Below are 14,747 nucleotides of genomic sequence, written 5' to 3'. Positions count from 1 at the left end.
GATTTCAGGCCGTTACGCGCTCGATGGCATCGATCAGCTTGGTCGGGTCGAACGGTTTGACGATCCAGCCGGTGGCGCCCGCCTGCCGCGCACGGTTCTTCTTCTCGGCGTCGCTTTCGGTGGTGAGCACGAGGATGGGAACGGCGCGATAGCGGTCGTTCTTGCGCACGCCCTCGATGAAGCCGAAGCCATCGAGGCGGGGCATGTTGATGTCCGTGACGATCACGTCCGGATTGGCGGTCTCCAGCACTTCGAGGCCTTCGACGCCATCCTCCGCCTGGATCGTTTCGAAGCCGGCATTGTTGAGGGTGACAAGAAGCATGTTCCGGATTGTCCGGGAGTCGTCCACAGTCAGAACTCTCTTCTTCATTTCTCAAATCTCCTTTGCCATCAGGGGCGCAATGTCCACCCCGATGAGCTGTGTCGTTTTAACGAAAGCGTCCGACACCTTGGCGAAGGTGAAGGACAACCGATCCTCTTCCCAACGTCTTGCGCCGGCCATCAGCACCTGTGCGCAGAGCGTTCCGACCCGCTCGACGGCGGAAGCATCGATCTCGACCGGCGACCCCTTGAGCGATAGCAGCCTTTCATGCAGCGCCGTCGCCTCGTTCAGGTCCAAGACCGAAGCGAGCTTCAGCGATTTCTTTGCGGTGTTCCTGCTGGCCATTCTGTCCTCGGCTGACCTGTTCCCTGAAACTAGCGCCGCCAGGCGGCGACCTGCCGCCCGGAGGCGGCGTCATCGCTGAACGGCATCGCTGCTTCGTCCTCATCAATTTGCGGCGGAAGCGCGGGCGGCAGGGCGAATGTCGAAGCCCTCAATCCGGCCTGGCGCTCGAAGCGAAAGCGACGGATCGTCTGTCCCAACTCCAAAATGGTGCCGTGAAGATCCTCGGTCGAAGCCGCTGCCTCGCCGGCGAGCGCCGCGCTTCGGCTCATCGCCTTCGAGATGCCGCCGATGTCTGAGGCCGCAGCGGCCAGATCGCCAACCTGGGATTCCGCCTCACGGGCGATGCCGGAGACGGCGGCATTGATGGAGATCACCTGGTCGACGATGCTGCTGATCGCGTTCTGCGTCTGACCGACGATCTCGACGCCGGCTTCGACCTGCGACTTCGTGCCGTTGACGAGCTGCTTAATCTCGCGCGCCGCTTCGCCCGAGCGCTGCGCAAGCGCTCTCACCTCCTGGGCGACGACCGCGAAGCCCCGGCCGCTGTCGCCGGCGCGTGCCGCCTCGATGCCGGCATTCAGGGCCAGAAGATTGGTCTGGAAGGCGATCTCGTCGATCACGCCGATGATCTGGCCGATCTTTTCCGCAGAAGCTTCGATATCGGCCATGGCGGAAATTGCCTGGCCGGCGATCTCGCCGCTGCGTTCGGCCGCGTGGCGCGTCTCGTTGGTCTTGGCCTCGGCCGCGCTGATCCTCATCGCGCCCGAGCGCATGCGATCGGTCATCGCACCAAGCGCTGCGACCTGGCCGGTCAGTGCCTCGGCCTCGCCGCCGGCCGAGCCGGAAAACTCACTCGTGCGGCTGCGAAGACTTTCCACCATGCTCTCGGCGGCCGCGGCGCGTTTGTCTCCGGACAGGAGGGCTTGCTGGATCTGATCCAGGGCGGCATTCAGCCCGGCAACGATCGGCCGATAGACGTCCGGCGCGTCCGTCGGGAGGCGAGCGCCGAGGTCACCGGTGCCGAGTGCCTGGATGAAGTCCGAAAAGAGCGCCGTGACTTCGGACTCGTCGCCCTTGCGCTGCTCCGAGAGCTGGCGCTGTTGCTGCTGGCGGAGCGCGTTGAAGCGAAGCGACACCGCAATCTCGCTGTCGACGCAGGCGGCGCGGACGAGTGCGGCGACGAGACGGCAGAGCTCGTTCCTGCGTGCCTTGCCGAACGGAAGCAGGGATTTGGGCCAGGCCTCCTCGATGGCGCCGACGATGAGATGCTCCAGCACGACCGCATGGCTTGCAAGTTGCCAGCGCGGGTCGAGGCCCATGCGGGCTTCCGTGTCGGCGAGCACCTTGACGCGCTCGGCATAGAGCCCGTCGAAACGGGCATCGGTCAGCACATTCCAGTGCGAAGATTGAAGATCGTGAAGCCGGTCGAGCTGGCGATCGTTGTCGAAATGGCGAATGGCGTCCGGATTGGTCTGCAGTCGATGGAAAAGGTCGCGCAGCGCAAGCTCTATGCGCGGCGACAGGGCCTGGCGATGATCACGCAGAAGCGCACAGGCTGCTTCGTCGAGGCCGGCAAAGCGCAGGCGCTCGAGCAAGCTGCCTGCCTGGCTCTTCCTTGCCTGTTCTGACGCTTCCTGCTGCACGCTGTTCCCCGGCCTGATGCGTAGTCGAAATTAGCCTTGGGGGAGATGTGGCCCGCTGAACGGGCTGTGGCCGGTCACGCCCAGTCGGTAAGACCGGCGCGCCTGAGCATTCTTGATCGTCCATCTCGCAAGTAATTTCGGTGGAAATGCATACCGGACCGGAACCGGTACGGCGGTACGGCATCATGCCTTGAGAGAAGCTGAGACTTCCTAATTCCGACGTGTGGGACCATGTTTATGGTTAATTCCTTGCTTGAAGGTTAACGGTTCCTGGCCCGTAATCGGAATCGCTAAAATTCAACCAAGACGTTATTCGCCGCGGTCTTGCACCGTTTTACTGTGCGGAAGACAACAGGTTTTTAATCACAAGAGTTTAGAATTGCGGTTCTACTTGCCGTCCAGTATCGAAGCAGGTGTCAAATGGGCGCGAACCGCGCGAGCTGGACCATCACAGGCACAAGGCGACATCATGAAGATGCGCCCACGGATATGAGCAATGATTGTTCTTGGAATTAGCGCCGCTACTACCGCAATCCTCGCAATGACGGCGATCTCCATCGTCATCAATCTCGAACATAGACGAGCAGCGGATCGAAACATTTTCTGACGGTCGGTCGCCTGGCCAGCTCCCAAGAAGATCCGTCGGTTCTACTTCATCGATCTATGGACAGGCATTTGCGACTGCAGCCGCCCTATACATGCTCGGCGGTCAAGCGTTGCCATTCCCGCGCATAATCGACATAGGCTTGCGGAATTGCTGCCGAGAGGGCTTCCGCCCCGGTCCGGATGTGGGCACCTGCGACAAGGCAGGCGGCACCGAGGCTCGTTCCGGTGCTGCTCAGCCTGTTGACGAGCACCGACCGGCCGGTCGCAGCGGCCAGCATCCGCAGATAGGCCGAATTTACCGCGAAAGGCCCCTCCACGACGATTCCCCCCCTGGCGCCGATGAGATCGAGGCAGGTCGCCGTCATCAGGGCGAGATGGAACGAAACGGCGGCGAGCCGCTCGGCAGGGGTGAGCCCTGCTTCATCCACCGTCCAGCGCGACCGTGCCGAGGGAAAGGGACCGGAGCCGCCCGGCACCGACGGCAGTAGCATGCAGCCTTCCGCAAAAACGCGCGCCTCGGCCTCGGCCGAGACCTCCGGCGGATTGTCGCCGACGAGCATCGAGAAGGCGCGGCCGCCCATGAAGCGGGCGGAGGGCACCGGTTCGCCAAGCGCGTTGACATTGATCAACGTGTCGCGGGTTTCATCTAGCTCCACTTGGTCGCCGCCAACCGCCAGCATGACCACCCAGGTTCCCGTCGAGACGACGGAGAAAGGCGCGCGCCGCGTCAAGAGATGCGGCAGAAGCGAGGCGTTCGAATCGTGAATGCCGCAATAGACCGGCAGCCCGGATGGCAGGCCCGTTGCCGCGGCCAAGGGCGGCAGCAATCCCCCGATCACGTCGCCCGCCTTGCGAACGGGCGCAAAGAGTGGTGTCCAGCCCTGCGCCTCGGTCAATGTCGAGAACGTCGCCGCCTTGGGGTTCCACAGATCGGTGTGGCAGCCGAGCGAGGTCAGTTCGTTCGTTGCCACGCCGGTGAGGCGGTAGGACCAGTATTGCGCATAGGTCACGATGGTCGCGACCCTGTCGAAGTACTCCGGAAACAGCCGCTGCTGCCAGAAGAGCTGCGCGCCGACATTGAGCCCCATCGGCAGGCGTGCCGATCCGGTTTCAGAGAAGGGCGGGCGTGCCTGGCCATATTCCTCGGCGAGCGCGTCCGGTCCGGCAAACTCGTAGTCGAGGACAGGCAGCGCGAGTCCACCGGCAGCGTCGAGCAGCACAGCGGTCGCGCCATGCGTCGTCACGGAGATCGCTTCCACCGGGTGTTCACGGTGCAGCGCCGCGAGACCGTCGAGAATGAAGCGCCAGAGATGGTCGACGTCGAAGTGGGGGTAGAGACCTTCCCCGACGACGACATTGGGCATCTTGCGGACGGCGATCTCCTCGAAACGCTCGAGGTCGACCAACGCGACCTTGGCGTTAGTCTTGCCGATATCGATGATGGCGACGGTCTTCATGTCAGCTAAGGTGGAAGACGGTCTGGAGCGGCACGGCGACCGGCTCGTTATTGGCGCGGGTTTCCATGATATCGGCCATGTAGGCCCACCATTTCCGCATGACCGGATGCGAGGGCAGATCGGCCATCCTGTGGTCCTCTGCTCGCCAAAGCACGCCGAACAGCAGGTTGGTCTCCTCGTCGAGATGGATCGAATAGTCGGAGATGCCGGCGTCTTTCAGCAGATCCACCAGTTCGGGCCAGATTGCATCATGGCGCGCTCTATATTCCTCGGCCATGCCCGGGTTGAGGCGCATGCGGAAGGCGTATTTTTCCATCGGAGAAACCTCAGTGCGCGAGACGGCGGCGGGCGCGCTTCCACAGGATCGGCAAGGCGATGACCGAGATCAGCAGCAGGCCGATGAAGATCGACATGACGATGCCGGGAACGTTCAACAGGCCGAAGCCGAAGGTGACCATGCCCATGATCAGCGCCGCCAGCACGACGCCCGGTATGGTGCCCGAGCCGCCGAGAATGTTGACGCCGCCGAGCACCACCATGGTGACGACCTCGAGCTCCCAACCGAGCGCGATCGAAGGCCGGGTCGAGCCGAGGCGGGAGGTGAGGCAGATCGAGGCAAGCCCGGCCATCAGGCCGGTCAGCAAGAACAGTGCGAACTTCACCCGCGCCACGCGGACGCCCGAAAAGAGCGCGGCCGTCTGGTTGTTGCCGATCGCATAGACGGCGCGGCCGAAATTCGTCTTGTGCAGGAGCACGCCGTAGACGACGGCGAGCAGCACGAAGAGGGTGAACTCGAAGGAAAAGACCCACCAGACATAACCCTGGCCGAACCAGGCGAAGCTTTCGGGATAGCCGGTAAACGCCTGGTCGCCGAGAACGATGAAGGACAGGCCGCGAAACAGGCTCATGGTGCCGATCGTCACGACGATCGACGGCAGGCCGAGGCCGGTGATCAAGAGGCCGTTGACGGCGCCGCAGACAAGCCCGACGCCGAGACCGATCGCCACGAGTGCCGGCGTGTCGAATCCGAATTGCACGGCATAGCCCATGGCCGTCGAGGCGAGTGCAATGACCGAGGCGACCGAGAGATCTATCTCGCCCGAGATGATCACCAGCGCCATGGCGAAGGCGATCATCGCCTTTTCGGTGAAGTTGAAGGTGGCGTCGGACAGATTCCATGGATCGAGGAAATAGGGCGACGCAAAGGAATTGCCGAGGAAGATGAGGGTCGCGACCACGATGAGCAGCGTTTCCCAGCTCTTCATCAGGCGAGCGCCGCGCCCCTCGAGGCGATCCGGGATATTGCGGGGAGAGAGTTGAGCGTGCGCCATCAGACCGCCTCCGCTTTCCTGAGAATGACCCTGCCCTTGCGCCGCTCGGCCCGGGCGTTGACGGCAACGGCGATGATGATCACCGTTCCGGAGATCGCCATCTGCGCAAAGGGCGAGATGTTGATGACCGGCAGCGCGTTCTTGATGACGCCGAGGAAGAGCGCGCCGAGCACGGCGCCTGCCACCGAGCCGATGCCGCCGGCGATCGAAATGCCGCCGATAACGCAGGCCGCGATGATGTCGAGCTCGAAGCCGGCGGCGATATCGACATAGGCGACCGCATAGCGCGACACCCAGAGATAGCCGGAGAGGCCGGCGAGCGTACCCGAGAGGCAATAGGCGAAGAAACGGGTGCGGCCGACATCGATCCCCGTATAGACGGCGGCATGCGGATTGCCGCCGACCGCATAGAAGGCGCGACCGAGCGGCGTGCGGCCCATGACCAGGAACATCACTGCGATCATCAGGAGCGACAGCCAGGAGAGCACCGGCACGCCGGCAAGAGCCAGCCGCGGCAGGGCCTTGAAGGTGTCGCTCATCTCGTGCGCATTGATCCACTTGCCGTCGGTCAGAAGAAAGATCAGGCCGCGATAGATCGTCAGCGTTCCGAGGGTGACGACGATCGGCGGGATGTCGAGCTTCCAGACGAGCGTTCCGTTGATCATGCCGAGCAGACCGCCGAGCGCCATGGCGGCAAGAATGATGAGCGGGATCGGTAGGCCGGGAAAGGCCGCGTTCAGCATGGCCGCAACCATGCCGCAGAGCGCCAGGTTCGCCGCCATCGACAGATCGATGCATCGGGTGAGGATCACCGCCATCTGGCCGAGCGCCAGGATGATCAGGATCGACGTGTCGTTATAGACGCGGGCAAGATTCGAAGGCGCCACGAAACCAGGAAAGCGCAAGGCGATCAGGGCAAGCAGCACGACGACCGCCACGACGAGCAGGATTTCGCGATTCTTGAGGAGCTTGGTGATCATGCGGCCCTCCCGCTAAGCTGCGTTTCGATGCCGGCCGCTGCGCGCACGAGCTTTTCTGCGGTCAGTTCCGATCGCTCGAAGCGGCCGGCAATCCGGCCTTCGCGCATGACGATGACACGGTCCGACATGCCCATGATCTCGGGAATTTCCGATGAGACCATGATGACGCTCAAGCCCTGCGCCGCGAGTTCGCTCATGAAGGCGTGGACGGCGGCCTTGGAGCCGATGTCGATGCCCTTCGTCGGTTCGTCGAGGATGATGACTTTGGGCTTGGTCGCTAGCCACTTGGCGATCACCACCTTCTGCTGGTTGCCGCCGGAGAGTGTGCCGACGTCCTGATCGAGCGAAGCGGCGCGCAGGTCGAGGCGCGAGGTGTATTCGCGCGCCAAGGCAAATTCGTTGGCAAGCTTCAGGAAGCCCGAGCGTGACGTGTGCGAGAGCGACGGCAGGGTGACGTTCTGGAAGATCGGCATGCCGATGATCGCGCCCTGCCGGCCGCGCTCTTCCGGCACGTAGACGATGCCGGCGCGGATCGCCTCGGCCGGGTTGCGGATCACCAGTACATTTCCGTCAAGCTTGACCGCACCGGCCGAGGGCCGGGTGATGCCGATGAGCGACTGCATGAACTCCGAGCGCCCGGCGCCGACCAGACCGTAGAAGCCGAGGATCTCGCCGCGCCTCAGCTCGAAATTGATGTCCTCGAATTCGGTCGGATGGCGGTAGCCGGAAACGGTCAGCACCGGCTCACCGATCTTGACCTCCTTCTTCGGGTAGACGGAGTCGACGGCACGGCCGACCATCATGCGGACGAGATCGTCCTGGCTGGCGTCGGCGATCAGCCCCTCGCCGACCATCGTCCCGTCGCGGAAGACCGTGTAGCGGTCGGCGATCCGGAAGATCTCGTCGAACTTGTGGCTGATGAAGAGGATTGCCTTGCCGTCGGCCTTGAGCCGCTCGATCAGCGCATAGAGCTCGTGGATCTCCTTGTGCGAGAGCGCCGCCGTCGGCTCGTCCATGATGACCACGCGGGCGTCGACGGAGAGGGCGCGGGCGATCGCCACCAAGTGCTTCTTGGCAATACCGAGATCGCGCAGCCGGATCGTCGGGTCGAAGTCCGCACCTGCCCGGTGCAGCAGAGCCGCGGCGTCGGCGTTCAGCTTCTTCCAGTCGATCAAGCCGAACCGGTTGCGCGGGGCATGGCCGAGAAAGATGTTTTCCGCGACCGAGAGCTCGTCGAAGAGGACCGTCTCCTGATGGATCGCGGTGACGCCGGCGCGCGCCGCAGCAAGGGCGGTCGGGAATGTCGTTTCCGTCTCGGCGACGCGGATCACGCCGGACTCCGGCTGGTAGATGCCGGTCAGGATCTTGACGAGCGTCGACTTGCCGGCACCGTTCTCGCCGATCAGCGCCGTCACCGAACCCGGATAGAGCGCGAGAGAGACTTCGGAGAGTGCGCGCACGCCTGGGAAGGACTTCGATATGCCCTCAAGCGTGATGGCGGGCGTCGCCGTTACTGATTTGGTATCGTGAAGCAAAGCCATTTCCGCCGGTTCATCAGGGACTCTCCGGCAGAAGCCGGATGGACAGCCGGCGCGGAGATCACACCCCTGCGCCGGCGATGATCGAAGATCAGAAGATCTTGGCGAATTCCTCAACGTTCGAGGCATCATAGACGAACGGGTCGGCCATGGCGCCTTCGTTATTGTCGTCGAGCTTGACGGTTCCCATGCGGCCCATCTTCAGCTCCGCGCCGGGCTTGGCTTCGGCACCGTTGATGATGTCATAGGCGATCATCGTCGCCGAATAGCCGAGGTCGATCGGGTTCCAGATCGCGAAGGACTTCGAGGCGCCGGACTTCACATGACCGGCCATTTCGGATGGCAGTCCGAGACCGGTAACGTTGATCTGGCCGATCTTGCCGGCGTCGGTGACGGCCTGAGCGGCCGCGACGATGCCGACTGAGGTCGGAGCAATGATCGCCTTCAGGTTCGGATGGGACTGGATGAGGCCTTGCGTCTCACGGTAGGACTTGTCGGCCAGGTCGTCACCATAGACGGTGGCCACGACATTGATGCCCTCGTAGTTGCCCTGGACCTTCTTCATCTCGGCGATCCAGGTGTTCTGGTTGGTTGCGGTGGCCGAGGCCGAGAGCACGGCGACGTCGCCGCCTTCCGGCAGGTTGTCGGCGGCGAGCTTGATGATCATGTTGCCGATCAGCGGGCTCGACGACGGGTTGAGGTGCATCAGCCGGCCTTCCTTGGCGACACCCGAGTCCCAGGAAATGACCTTGATGCCGCGGTCCATCGCCTTCTTCAGCGCCGGCACGAGAGCATCGGTGTCGTTGGCCGAAACCGCGATCGCATCGACCTTCTGGGCGATCAGCGAGTTGATCACCTCGATCTGACCTTCGGCGGTCGTCGAGGTCGGGCCGGTATAGATGATCTCGACGTCGCCGAGTTCCTTGGCCGCTTCCTGGGCACCCTTGTTGGCAGCCTCGAAGAAGCCGATGCCGAGCGCCTTGACGACGAGCGCGATCTTCTTGTTCTCCGCATGGGCGGCATTCGCCATGAGCGCGACCGCGACGGCGGCCGTCACCATCAATGATTTGAGAATTTTCATCACTATCTCCTCCCTTGGGCCCATGCATCCGGAGTGGATGCATCATTCGACCCGACAACTCCATCCGGCGGTCTTGCTACCGGCTTGCGCCCAGCAAGGCCGCCTCCCATTCCCCCTCCCCATCCGCTCAGGCGGATGTCGAAGCAGTTTGCGCGTCGGCCTTCGGCTTCGCATTGGCGATGACGAGGTTGACGCCGGCGCTTTCGAGCATCGAGGCATGTCTGTCCTCGATGCCCGAATCGGTGATCACAGTGGCGATGCGCTTGAGCCCGCAGAGAATGAGGCTTGAGCGCTTGTGAAATTTCGAGGAATCGACCAGCACGACCAGTTCGTCGGCCTGGTCGATCAGCTTCTGCTCGGCCTGGATCAGCAGCGGATCGGCCTCCATCAGGCCGAGCGGCCCGAGCCCCTGCGCGCCCATGAACATGCGCCGCGCATAGAAGTTGCGCGTCACGTCATTGTCGAAGGGGCTTAGAATAATGTTCTGCTCGCGGTAGATCGTCCCGCCCGAAAGCATCACGGTATTCTTCGAGTGCTTGAGCAGGTGCTCGGCGATCGGGAAGGAATTGGTGAAGACCTGCATCCGGCGGTTGGCAAGAAAATGCACCATCTGGAAGGTTGTCGTGCCGCCATTGATGATGATCGGCTCGCCGTCCTGGCAGAGCGCCACAGCCTCCCGGGCGATCGCCTGCTTCTCCCGCGCATGCAAACCTTCGTTGACGCTGAAGGGGCGGCCGGCAAGGCCGACGAATTGCGGCGGATTGATCGCTTCGGCACCGCCGCGCACCCGGCGCAGGCGCTTCTGCACATGCAGCGCCGCCACATCGCGGCGGATCGTCGCCTCCGAGCTGCCTGTCAATTCGACGAGCTCGGGCACGGTCACGACCGGCTTTTCCTGCACTGCCGACAGGATGATCCTATGTCTTTCTTTCTCGTGCATGCGCTCCTCCAATGTCCTGCATGCTTCCATCAGTCCCGCGCATTGTCAATCAGTTTCGATCATGTTTTTTCATTGTGCGCTGCAATATGAACGTTGTTGATCGTTTTTGATTGACATCTGCGCATCGAGCATGTGATCTGATGCCGATCATATCGTCGCGGCCTCGAGTGCCGACGGCTAGCTTACCGGGAGGAATTCGAGATGCTCGACAAGCAACAGGGCGCACGCCTGGCCAATCTCTGGGACGACGCCAAGGCGGCGGGAATGAGCGAGCCGGAGCGGCTTCTCTACCGGTCCAATCTGCTCGGCTCGGACAAGCGGATCACCAATTACGGCGGCGGCAACACCTCGGCAAAGGTGATGCAGAAAGACCCGCTCACCGGCGAGACGGTCGAGGTCCTCTGGGTCAAGGGCTCGGGCGGCGACGTCGGCACGATCAAGATGGACGGCTTCGCGACGCTCTACATGGACAAGCTCCGGGCGCTGAAGAGCATCTATCGCGGCGTCGAGTTCGAAGACGAAATGGTCGGCTACCTGCCGCATTGCACCTTCAACCTTAATCCGCGCGCCGCCTCGATCGACACGCCACTGCATGCCTATGTGCCGAAGGCGCATGTTGACCACATGCATCCGGACGCGATCATTGCCATCGCCGCTTCGAAAACCAGCCGGGAACTGACGAAAAAGATCTTCGGTGACGAGATCGGCTGGCTGCCGTGGAAGCGGCCGGGCTACGAACTCGGGCTCTGGCTCGAAAAATTCTGCCTCGATAACCCGAAGGCGCGCGGCGTCGTGCTCGAAAGCCATGGCCTCTTCACCTGGGGCGACACGGCGAAGGAGGCTTACGAGACAACGATCGAGATCATCAACCGGGCGATCGCCTGGTTCGAGGCGGAAAATACGGCGCCCGCCTTCGGCGGAGAGGCGCGGCCGGTGCTCGCCGCTGGCGAGCGCGAGGCCATCGCCAAGCGGCTGATGCCGGTGATCCGCGGCCTGATCAGCGCCGAGGAAAAGAAGGTCGGCCATTTCGACGACAGCAAGGCGGTGCTCGATTTCGTAACCTCGACGAGCCTGGAGCCGCTCGCGGCGCTCGGCACGAGTTGCCCGGACCATTTCCTGCGCACCAAGATCCGGCCGCTGGTGGTCGATTTCGACCCCACGCAGCCGGATGTCGAAAAGACGCTTGCCGGCCTGCCCGAGGCAATTGCCGCCTACCGCGCCGACTATGCGCGCTACTACGAGCGCTGCAAGCGTGCCGACAGCCCGGCGATGCGCGACCCGAACGCCGTTGTCTATCTGGTGCCCGGGGTCGGCATGATCACCTTTGCCAAGGACAAGGCGACGGCGCGCATCTCCGGCGAATTCTACGTCAATGCGATCAACGTGATGCGCGGCGCCTCCGGCGTGTCGACCTATGTCGGCTTGCCCGAGCAGGAGGCCTTCGACATCGAATACTGGCTGCTCGAGGAAGCCAAACTGCAGCGCATGCCGAAGCCGAAGAGCCTCGCCGGGCGCATTGCGCTCGTCACCGGCGGGGCCGGCGGCATCGGCAAGGCGACGGCCGTCCGGCTGATGCAGGAGGGCGCATGCGTCGTTCTCGCCGATATCGATGAGACCGCCCTCGAAAATGCCCAGAACGAGCTTGCCGCCCGCTACGGCAAGGATTTCGTCCGCGCCGTCAATATGAACGTGACCAGCGAGGCGGCGGTCGAAACCGGCTTCGGCGACGCGCTCCTCGCCTTCGGCGGCCTCGATATTCTCGTTTCCAATGCCGGCCTCGCCTCGTCGGCCGCGATCGAAGACACGACGCTTGCGCTCTGGAACAAGAACATCGACATTCTTGCGACCGGCTATTTCCTCGTGTCGCGCGAAGCCTTCCGCATCTTCCGCAGCCAGAAGGCGGGAGGCAACGTCGTCTTCGTCGCCTCGAAGAACGGCCTTGCCGCCTCGCCCGGCGCGTCGGCCTATTGCACGGCCAAGGCCGCCGAGATCCATCTGGCCCGCTGCCTGGCGCTCGAGGGCGCATCGGCACAGATCCGCGTCAACGTCGTCAATCCGGATGCGGTGCTCCGCGGCTCCAAGATCTGGAGCGGCGAATGGAAGGAACAGCGCGCCGCCGCCTACAAGATGGATGTAGACGAACTGGAGGCGCATTACCGCGAGCGCTCGATGCTGAAGCTGAGCGTCTTCCCGGAGGATATCGCTGAGGCCATCTACTTCCTCGCCTCCGACATGTCGGCGAAATCGACCGGCAACATCGTCAATGTCGACGCGGGCAACGCCCAGTCCTTCACACGCTGATCGGGAGAGTGCCATGACAAACATGATCAGCACGTCGGCGATCGACGCCGAGAATGCCAAGCGCGAGCAAGCGCTCAGGCGCGACTACGAAGGCCTCGGCGAGCGACTCTCGCGCCGCGGCATCGACATCGACGCCATCAAGCAGAAGGTTGCCGCCTACGGTGTTGCCGTCCCCTCCTGGGGTGTCGGCACCGGCGGTACGCGCTTTGCCCGCTTCCCCGGCCTGGGCGAGCCGCGCAACATCTTCGACAAGCTCGAAGACTGCGGCGTCATTCATGAATTGACGCGGGCGACGCCGAGCGTGTCGCTGCACATCCCCTGGGACAAGGTGGCCGATCTCAAGGCGCTGAAGGAAAAAGGCGCGGCGCTGGGTTTAAGCTTCGATGCGATGAACTCGAACACGTTCTCCGACGCGCCGGGCCAGGCCCATTCCTACAAGTTCGGCTCTCTCAGCCATAGCGAGGCCGCGACACGCCGACAGGCGGTCGAGCACAATCTCGAATGTATCGAGATCGGCAAGGCACTCGGCTCGAAGGCGCTGACGGTGTGGATCGGCGACGGCTCCAACTTTCCGGGCCAGAGCAACTTCACCCGGTCCTTCGAGCGCTATCTCGATGCGATGAAGGCCGTCTATGCGTCGCTTCCGGACGACTGGCGCGTCTTCACCGAACACAAGATGTACGAACCCGCCTTCTATTCGACGGTGGTCCAGGATTGGGGCACCAACTATCTGATCGCCCAGGAATTGGGGCCTAAGGCCTTCTGCCTCGTCGACCTCGGCCACCACGCTCCGAACGTCAATATCGAGATGATCGTCGCCCGGCTGATTCAGTTCAAGAAGCTCGGCGGCTTCCATTTCAACGATTCGAAATATGGCGACGACGACCTCGACACCGGATCGATCGATCCCTACCGGCTGTTCCTGGTGTTCAACGAGTTGGTAGACGCCGAGACCCGCGCCGCGCCGGGTTTCGAACCGGCCCATATGCTTGATCAGAGCCATAACGTGACGGATCCGATCGAGAGCCTGATGACCAGCGCGATGGAAGTCGGCCGTGCCTATGCCCAGGCGCTTCTCGTCGACCGCGAGGCGCTCGAAGGTTACCAGCAGGAAAATGACGCACTGATGGCATCCGAAACGCTTAAAGTAGCATTCCGGACCGATGTCGAGCCGATCCTTGCGATGGCCCGCCTCGAAAACGGCGGTGCGATTGCGCCGGTCGCGACCTACCGGGCGAGCGGCTACCGGGCCAAGGTGGCGGCTGAACGCCCTGCGGTTGCCGGTGGTGGTGGCGGCATCGTCTGAACTGTCTGAGCCGGAACGTAGGTAAGCAGTCGCTGACACGCCGGCACCTTTCCGAGTCGCTCCTATCTGTTCGGATTGACGATCCCGAGGCCGCCCGAACCTCGGTATCGTCGCTATTCAGGCAAGGTCAATTGCGATCGAGCCTTCCAGGTTTAGCCGCTCCGCGGCCGACCATCACCATTGCGCAGAAAAAGCGGTGCCGATCGCTTTGCCCTCTATCTGCTCGCGACGGATGAGCTATGTTTCCCGCAGGCACAACCGAAAGGGAGCATTGATGGGTATCGAAAGCATTCTGGTATTTCTGATCGTCGGCGCCGTTGCCGGCTGGCTCGCTGGGCTGATCGTCAGCGGCTTCGGCTTCGGCCTGATCGGCAACATCGTCGTCGGCATCATCGGCGCCCTGATTGCCGGCTACCTGTTTCCGGCAGTCGGCATCACGCTCGGCACCGGCATTCTCGCCGCCATCATTCATTCCACCATCGGTGCGATTATCCTGCTGGTGCTGATCCGGATCGTCAAACAGGCCTGAAATGGCGATATCCGGCACAGGATTCGCTATCATCGGAACCGGTTTGAGGACAAAATCATTCAGCGATTACAAGCGTTCCGGCCGCCTTCGTCCGTCTGATTAACGGTATGGCGCCCAAGCGTTCCGCGTCCAAAGTCGCGGATCGCTGCCGCACAAAGAGAGCGGAGAGAAAGATGACTGAGTTCTATGCGGAAAAGATCGAATCTGCGCTGCAGACCTATATGAGCGATCATCCAGGTACCGTGACGCGCCAACAGGCGATCTCCACGATTCTCGAAAACTGGTTCGCAAGCCACGGCTACCTGCCGCCGCAACAGGAGGGCCGGCGTCCGGAAGACCTTGACGCGTCGAACGACGACTGAAACATT

14 protein-coding genes are annotated in these 14,747 nt (G+C 62.7%); 4 read left to right on the top strand and 10 right to left on the bottom strand.

Going from position 1 to position 14,747, the window contains the following annotated elements:
* Positions 1-4: 4 nt before the first annotated feature.
* The 10 genes from USDA257_RS01425 to USDA257_RS01380 all read right to left on the bottom strand — a co-directional run bounded on the left by USDA257_RS01425 (position 5) and on the right by USDA257_RS01380 (position 10,243).
* Positions 5-370 (bottom strand): response regulator, encoded by a 366-nt coding sequence (locus USDA257_RS01425; RefSeq protein ID WP_014761079.1) that lies wholly within the window; start codon positions 368-370, stop codon positions 5-7.
* 3 nt (positions 371-373) lie between these two features.
* A complete protein-coding gene (locus USDA257_RS01420; RefSeq protein ID WP_014761078.1) occupies positions 374-667 on the bottom strand; it encodes an STAS domain-containing protein in 294 nt (97 codons plus the stop codon).
* 29 nt (positions 668-696) lie between these two features.
* A complete protein-coding gene (locus tag USDA257_RS01415) occupies positions 697-2,310 on the bottom strand; it encodes a globin-coupled sensor protein (RefSeq protein ID WP_014761077.1) in 1,614 nt (537 codons plus the stop codon).
* Positions 2,311-3,002: 692 nt separating this feature from the next.
* Positions 3,003-4,373: an FGGY-family carbohydrate kinase gene (locus tag USDA257_RS01410; RefSeq protein WP_014761076.1), complete on the bottom strand. Its 1,371-nt coding sequence runs from the start codon at positions 4,371-4,373 to the stop codon at positions 3,003-3,005.
* Between the two features lies 1 nt (position 4,374).
* Complete coding sequence (gene rhaM / locus USDA257_RS01405) at positions 4,375-4,689, bottom strand: L-rhamnose mutarotase (RefSeq protein ID WP_014761075.1); 315 nt, start codon at positions 4,687-4,689, stop codon at positions 4,375-4,377.
* Between the two features lie 10 nt (positions 4,690-4,699).
* Positions 4,700-5,704 carry an ABC transporter permease gene (locus USDA257_RS01400; RefSeq protein ID WP_041413785.1) on the bottom strand — a complete coding sequence of 335 codons (1,005 nt, stop codon included), beginning with the start codon at positions 5,702-5,704 and terminating at the stop codon, positions 4,700-4,702.
* On the bottom strand, positions 5,704-6,684 hold the full coding sequence (locus USDA257_RS01395) for an ABC transporter permease (protein ID WP_041413783.1): 981 nt from the start codon (positions 6,682-6,684) through the stop codon (positions 5,704-5,706). The genes USDA257_RS01400 and USDA257_RS01395 overlap by 1 nt, the downstream gene beginning before the upstream one ends.
* Positions 6,681-8,225 carry a sugar ABC transporter ATP-binding protein gene (locus USDA257_RS01390; RefSeq protein WP_097519602.1) on the bottom strand — a complete coding sequence of 515 codons (1,545 nt, stop codon included), beginning with the start codon at positions 8,223-8,225 and terminating at the stop codon, positions 6,681-6,683. Before USDA257_RS01390 ends, USDA257_RS01395 begins: the two co-directional genes overlap by 4 nt.
* Positions 8,226-8,313: 88 nt before the next feature.
* Positions 8,314-9,303 carry a rhamnose ABC transporter substrate-binding protein gene (rhaS, locus tag USDA257_RS01385; protein ID WP_014761072.1) on the bottom strand — a complete coding sequence of 330 codons (990 nt, stop codon included), beginning with the start codon at positions 9,301-9,303 and terminating at the stop codon, positions 8,314-8,316.
* Between the two features lie 127 nt (positions 9,304-9,430).
* Positions 9,431-10,243 (bottom strand): DeoR/GlpR family DNA-binding transcription regulator, encoded by an 813-nt coding sequence (locus USDA257_RS01380; protein WP_014327309.1) that lies wholly within the window; start codon positions 10,241-10,243, stop codon positions 9,431-9,433.
* Between the two features lie 201 nt (positions 10,244-10,444).
* Here USDA257_RS01380 and USDA257_RS01375 point away from each other — a divergent pair, with 201 nt between their 5' ends.
* The 4 genes from USDA257_RS01375 to USDA257_RS01360 all read left to right on the top strand — a co-directional run bounded on the left by USDA257_RS01375 (position 10,445) and on the right by USDA257_RS01360 (position 14,741).
* Positions 10,445-12,544, top strand: a complete 2,100-nt coding sequence (locus USDA257_RS01375; protein ID WP_014761071.1) for a bifunctional rhamnulose-1-phosphate aldolase/short-chain dehydrogenase — start codon at positions 10,445-10,447, stop codon at positions 12,542-12,544.
* A gap of 13 nt (positions 12,545-12,557) precedes the next feature.
* Entirely contained in the window at positions 12,558-13,850 is a 1,293-nt protein-coding gene (gene rhaI, locus USDA257_RS01370; RefSeq protein ID WP_014761070.1) for an L-rhamnose catabolism isomerase, read from the top strand.
* Between the two features lie 274 nt (positions 13,851-14,124).
* The gene (locus USDA257_RS01365) at positions 14,125-14,379 is read left to right on the top strand and encodes a GlsB/YeaQ/YmgE family stress response membrane protein (RefSeq protein ID WP_014761069.1); all 255 of its coding nucleotides are present in this window, start codon (positions 14,125-14,127) and stop codon (positions 14,377-14,379) included.
* Between the two features lie 173 nt (positions 14,380-14,552).
* Positions 14,553-14,741: a hypothetical protein gene (locus USDA257_RS01360; RefSeq protein ID WP_014761068.1), complete on the top strand. Its 189-nt coding sequence runs from the start codon at positions 14,553-14,555 to the stop codon at positions 14,739-14,741.
* The last annotated feature ends 6 nt before the right edge of the window (positions 14,742-14,747 follow it).

Origin of the sequence: Sinorhizobium fredii USDA 257, from assembly GCF_000265205.3 — a bacterium.
Lineage (GTDB): Bacteria > Pseudomonadota > Alphaproteobacteria > Rhizobiales > Rhizobiaceae > Sinorhizobium > Sinorhizobium fredii_B.
The sequence above is the reverse complement of the archived record's forward strand: the minus strand, read 5'-3'. Positions and strand labels throughout refer to the sequence as shown.

Coding starts and splice junctions, on each gene's coding strand:
- USDA257_RS01425 (WP_014761079.1), bottom strand. CDS start 370: ATGAAGAAGAGAGTTCTGACTGTGGACGACTCCCGGACAATCCGGAAC.
- USDA257_RS01420 (WP_014761078.1), bottom strand. CDS start 667: ATGGCCAGCAGGAACACCGCAAAGAAATCGCTGAAGCTCGCTTCGGTC.
- USDA257_RS01410 (WP_014761076.1), bottom strand. CDS start 4,373: ATGAAGACCGTCGCCATCATCGATATCGGCAAGACTAACGCCAAGGTC.
- rhaM (WP_014761075.1), bottom strand. CDS start 4,689: ATGGAAAAATACGCCTTCCGCATGCGCCTCAACCCGGGCATGGCCGAG.
- USDA257_RS01400 (WP_041413785.1), bottom strand. CDS start 5,704: ATGGCGCACGCTCAACTCTCTCCCCGCAATATCCCGGATCGCCTCGAG.
- USDA257_RS01395 (WP_041413783.1), bottom strand. CDS start 6,684: ATGATCACCAAGCTCCTCAAGAATCGCGAAATCCTGCTCGTCGTGGCG.
- USDA257_RS01390 (WP_097519602.1), bottom strand. CDS start 8,225: ATGGCTTTGCTTCACGATACCAAATCAGTAACGGCGACGCCCGCCATC.
- rhaS (WP_014761072.1), bottom strand. CDS start 9,303: ATGAAAATTCTCAAATCATTGATGGTGACGGCCGCCGTCGCGGTCGCG.
- USDA257_RS01380 (WP_014327309.1), bottom strand. CDS start 10,243: ATGCACGAGAAAGAAAGACATAGGATCATCCTGTCGGCAGTGCAGGAA.
- USDA257_RS01375 (WP_014761071.1), top strand. CDS start 10,445: ATGCTCGACAAGCAACAGGGCGCACGCCTGGCCAATCTCTGGGACGAC.
- rhaI (WP_014761070.1), top strand. CDS start 12,558: ATGACAAACATGATCAGCACGTCGGCGATCGACGCCGAGAATGCCAAG.
- USDA257_RS01365 (WP_014761069.1), top strand. CDS start 14,125: ATGGGTATCGAAAGCATTCTGGTATTTCTGATCGTCGGCGCCGTTGCC.
- USDA257_RS01360 (WP_014761068.1), top strand. CDS start 14,553: ATGACTGAGTTCTATGCGGAAAAGATCGAATCTGCGCTGCAGACCTAT.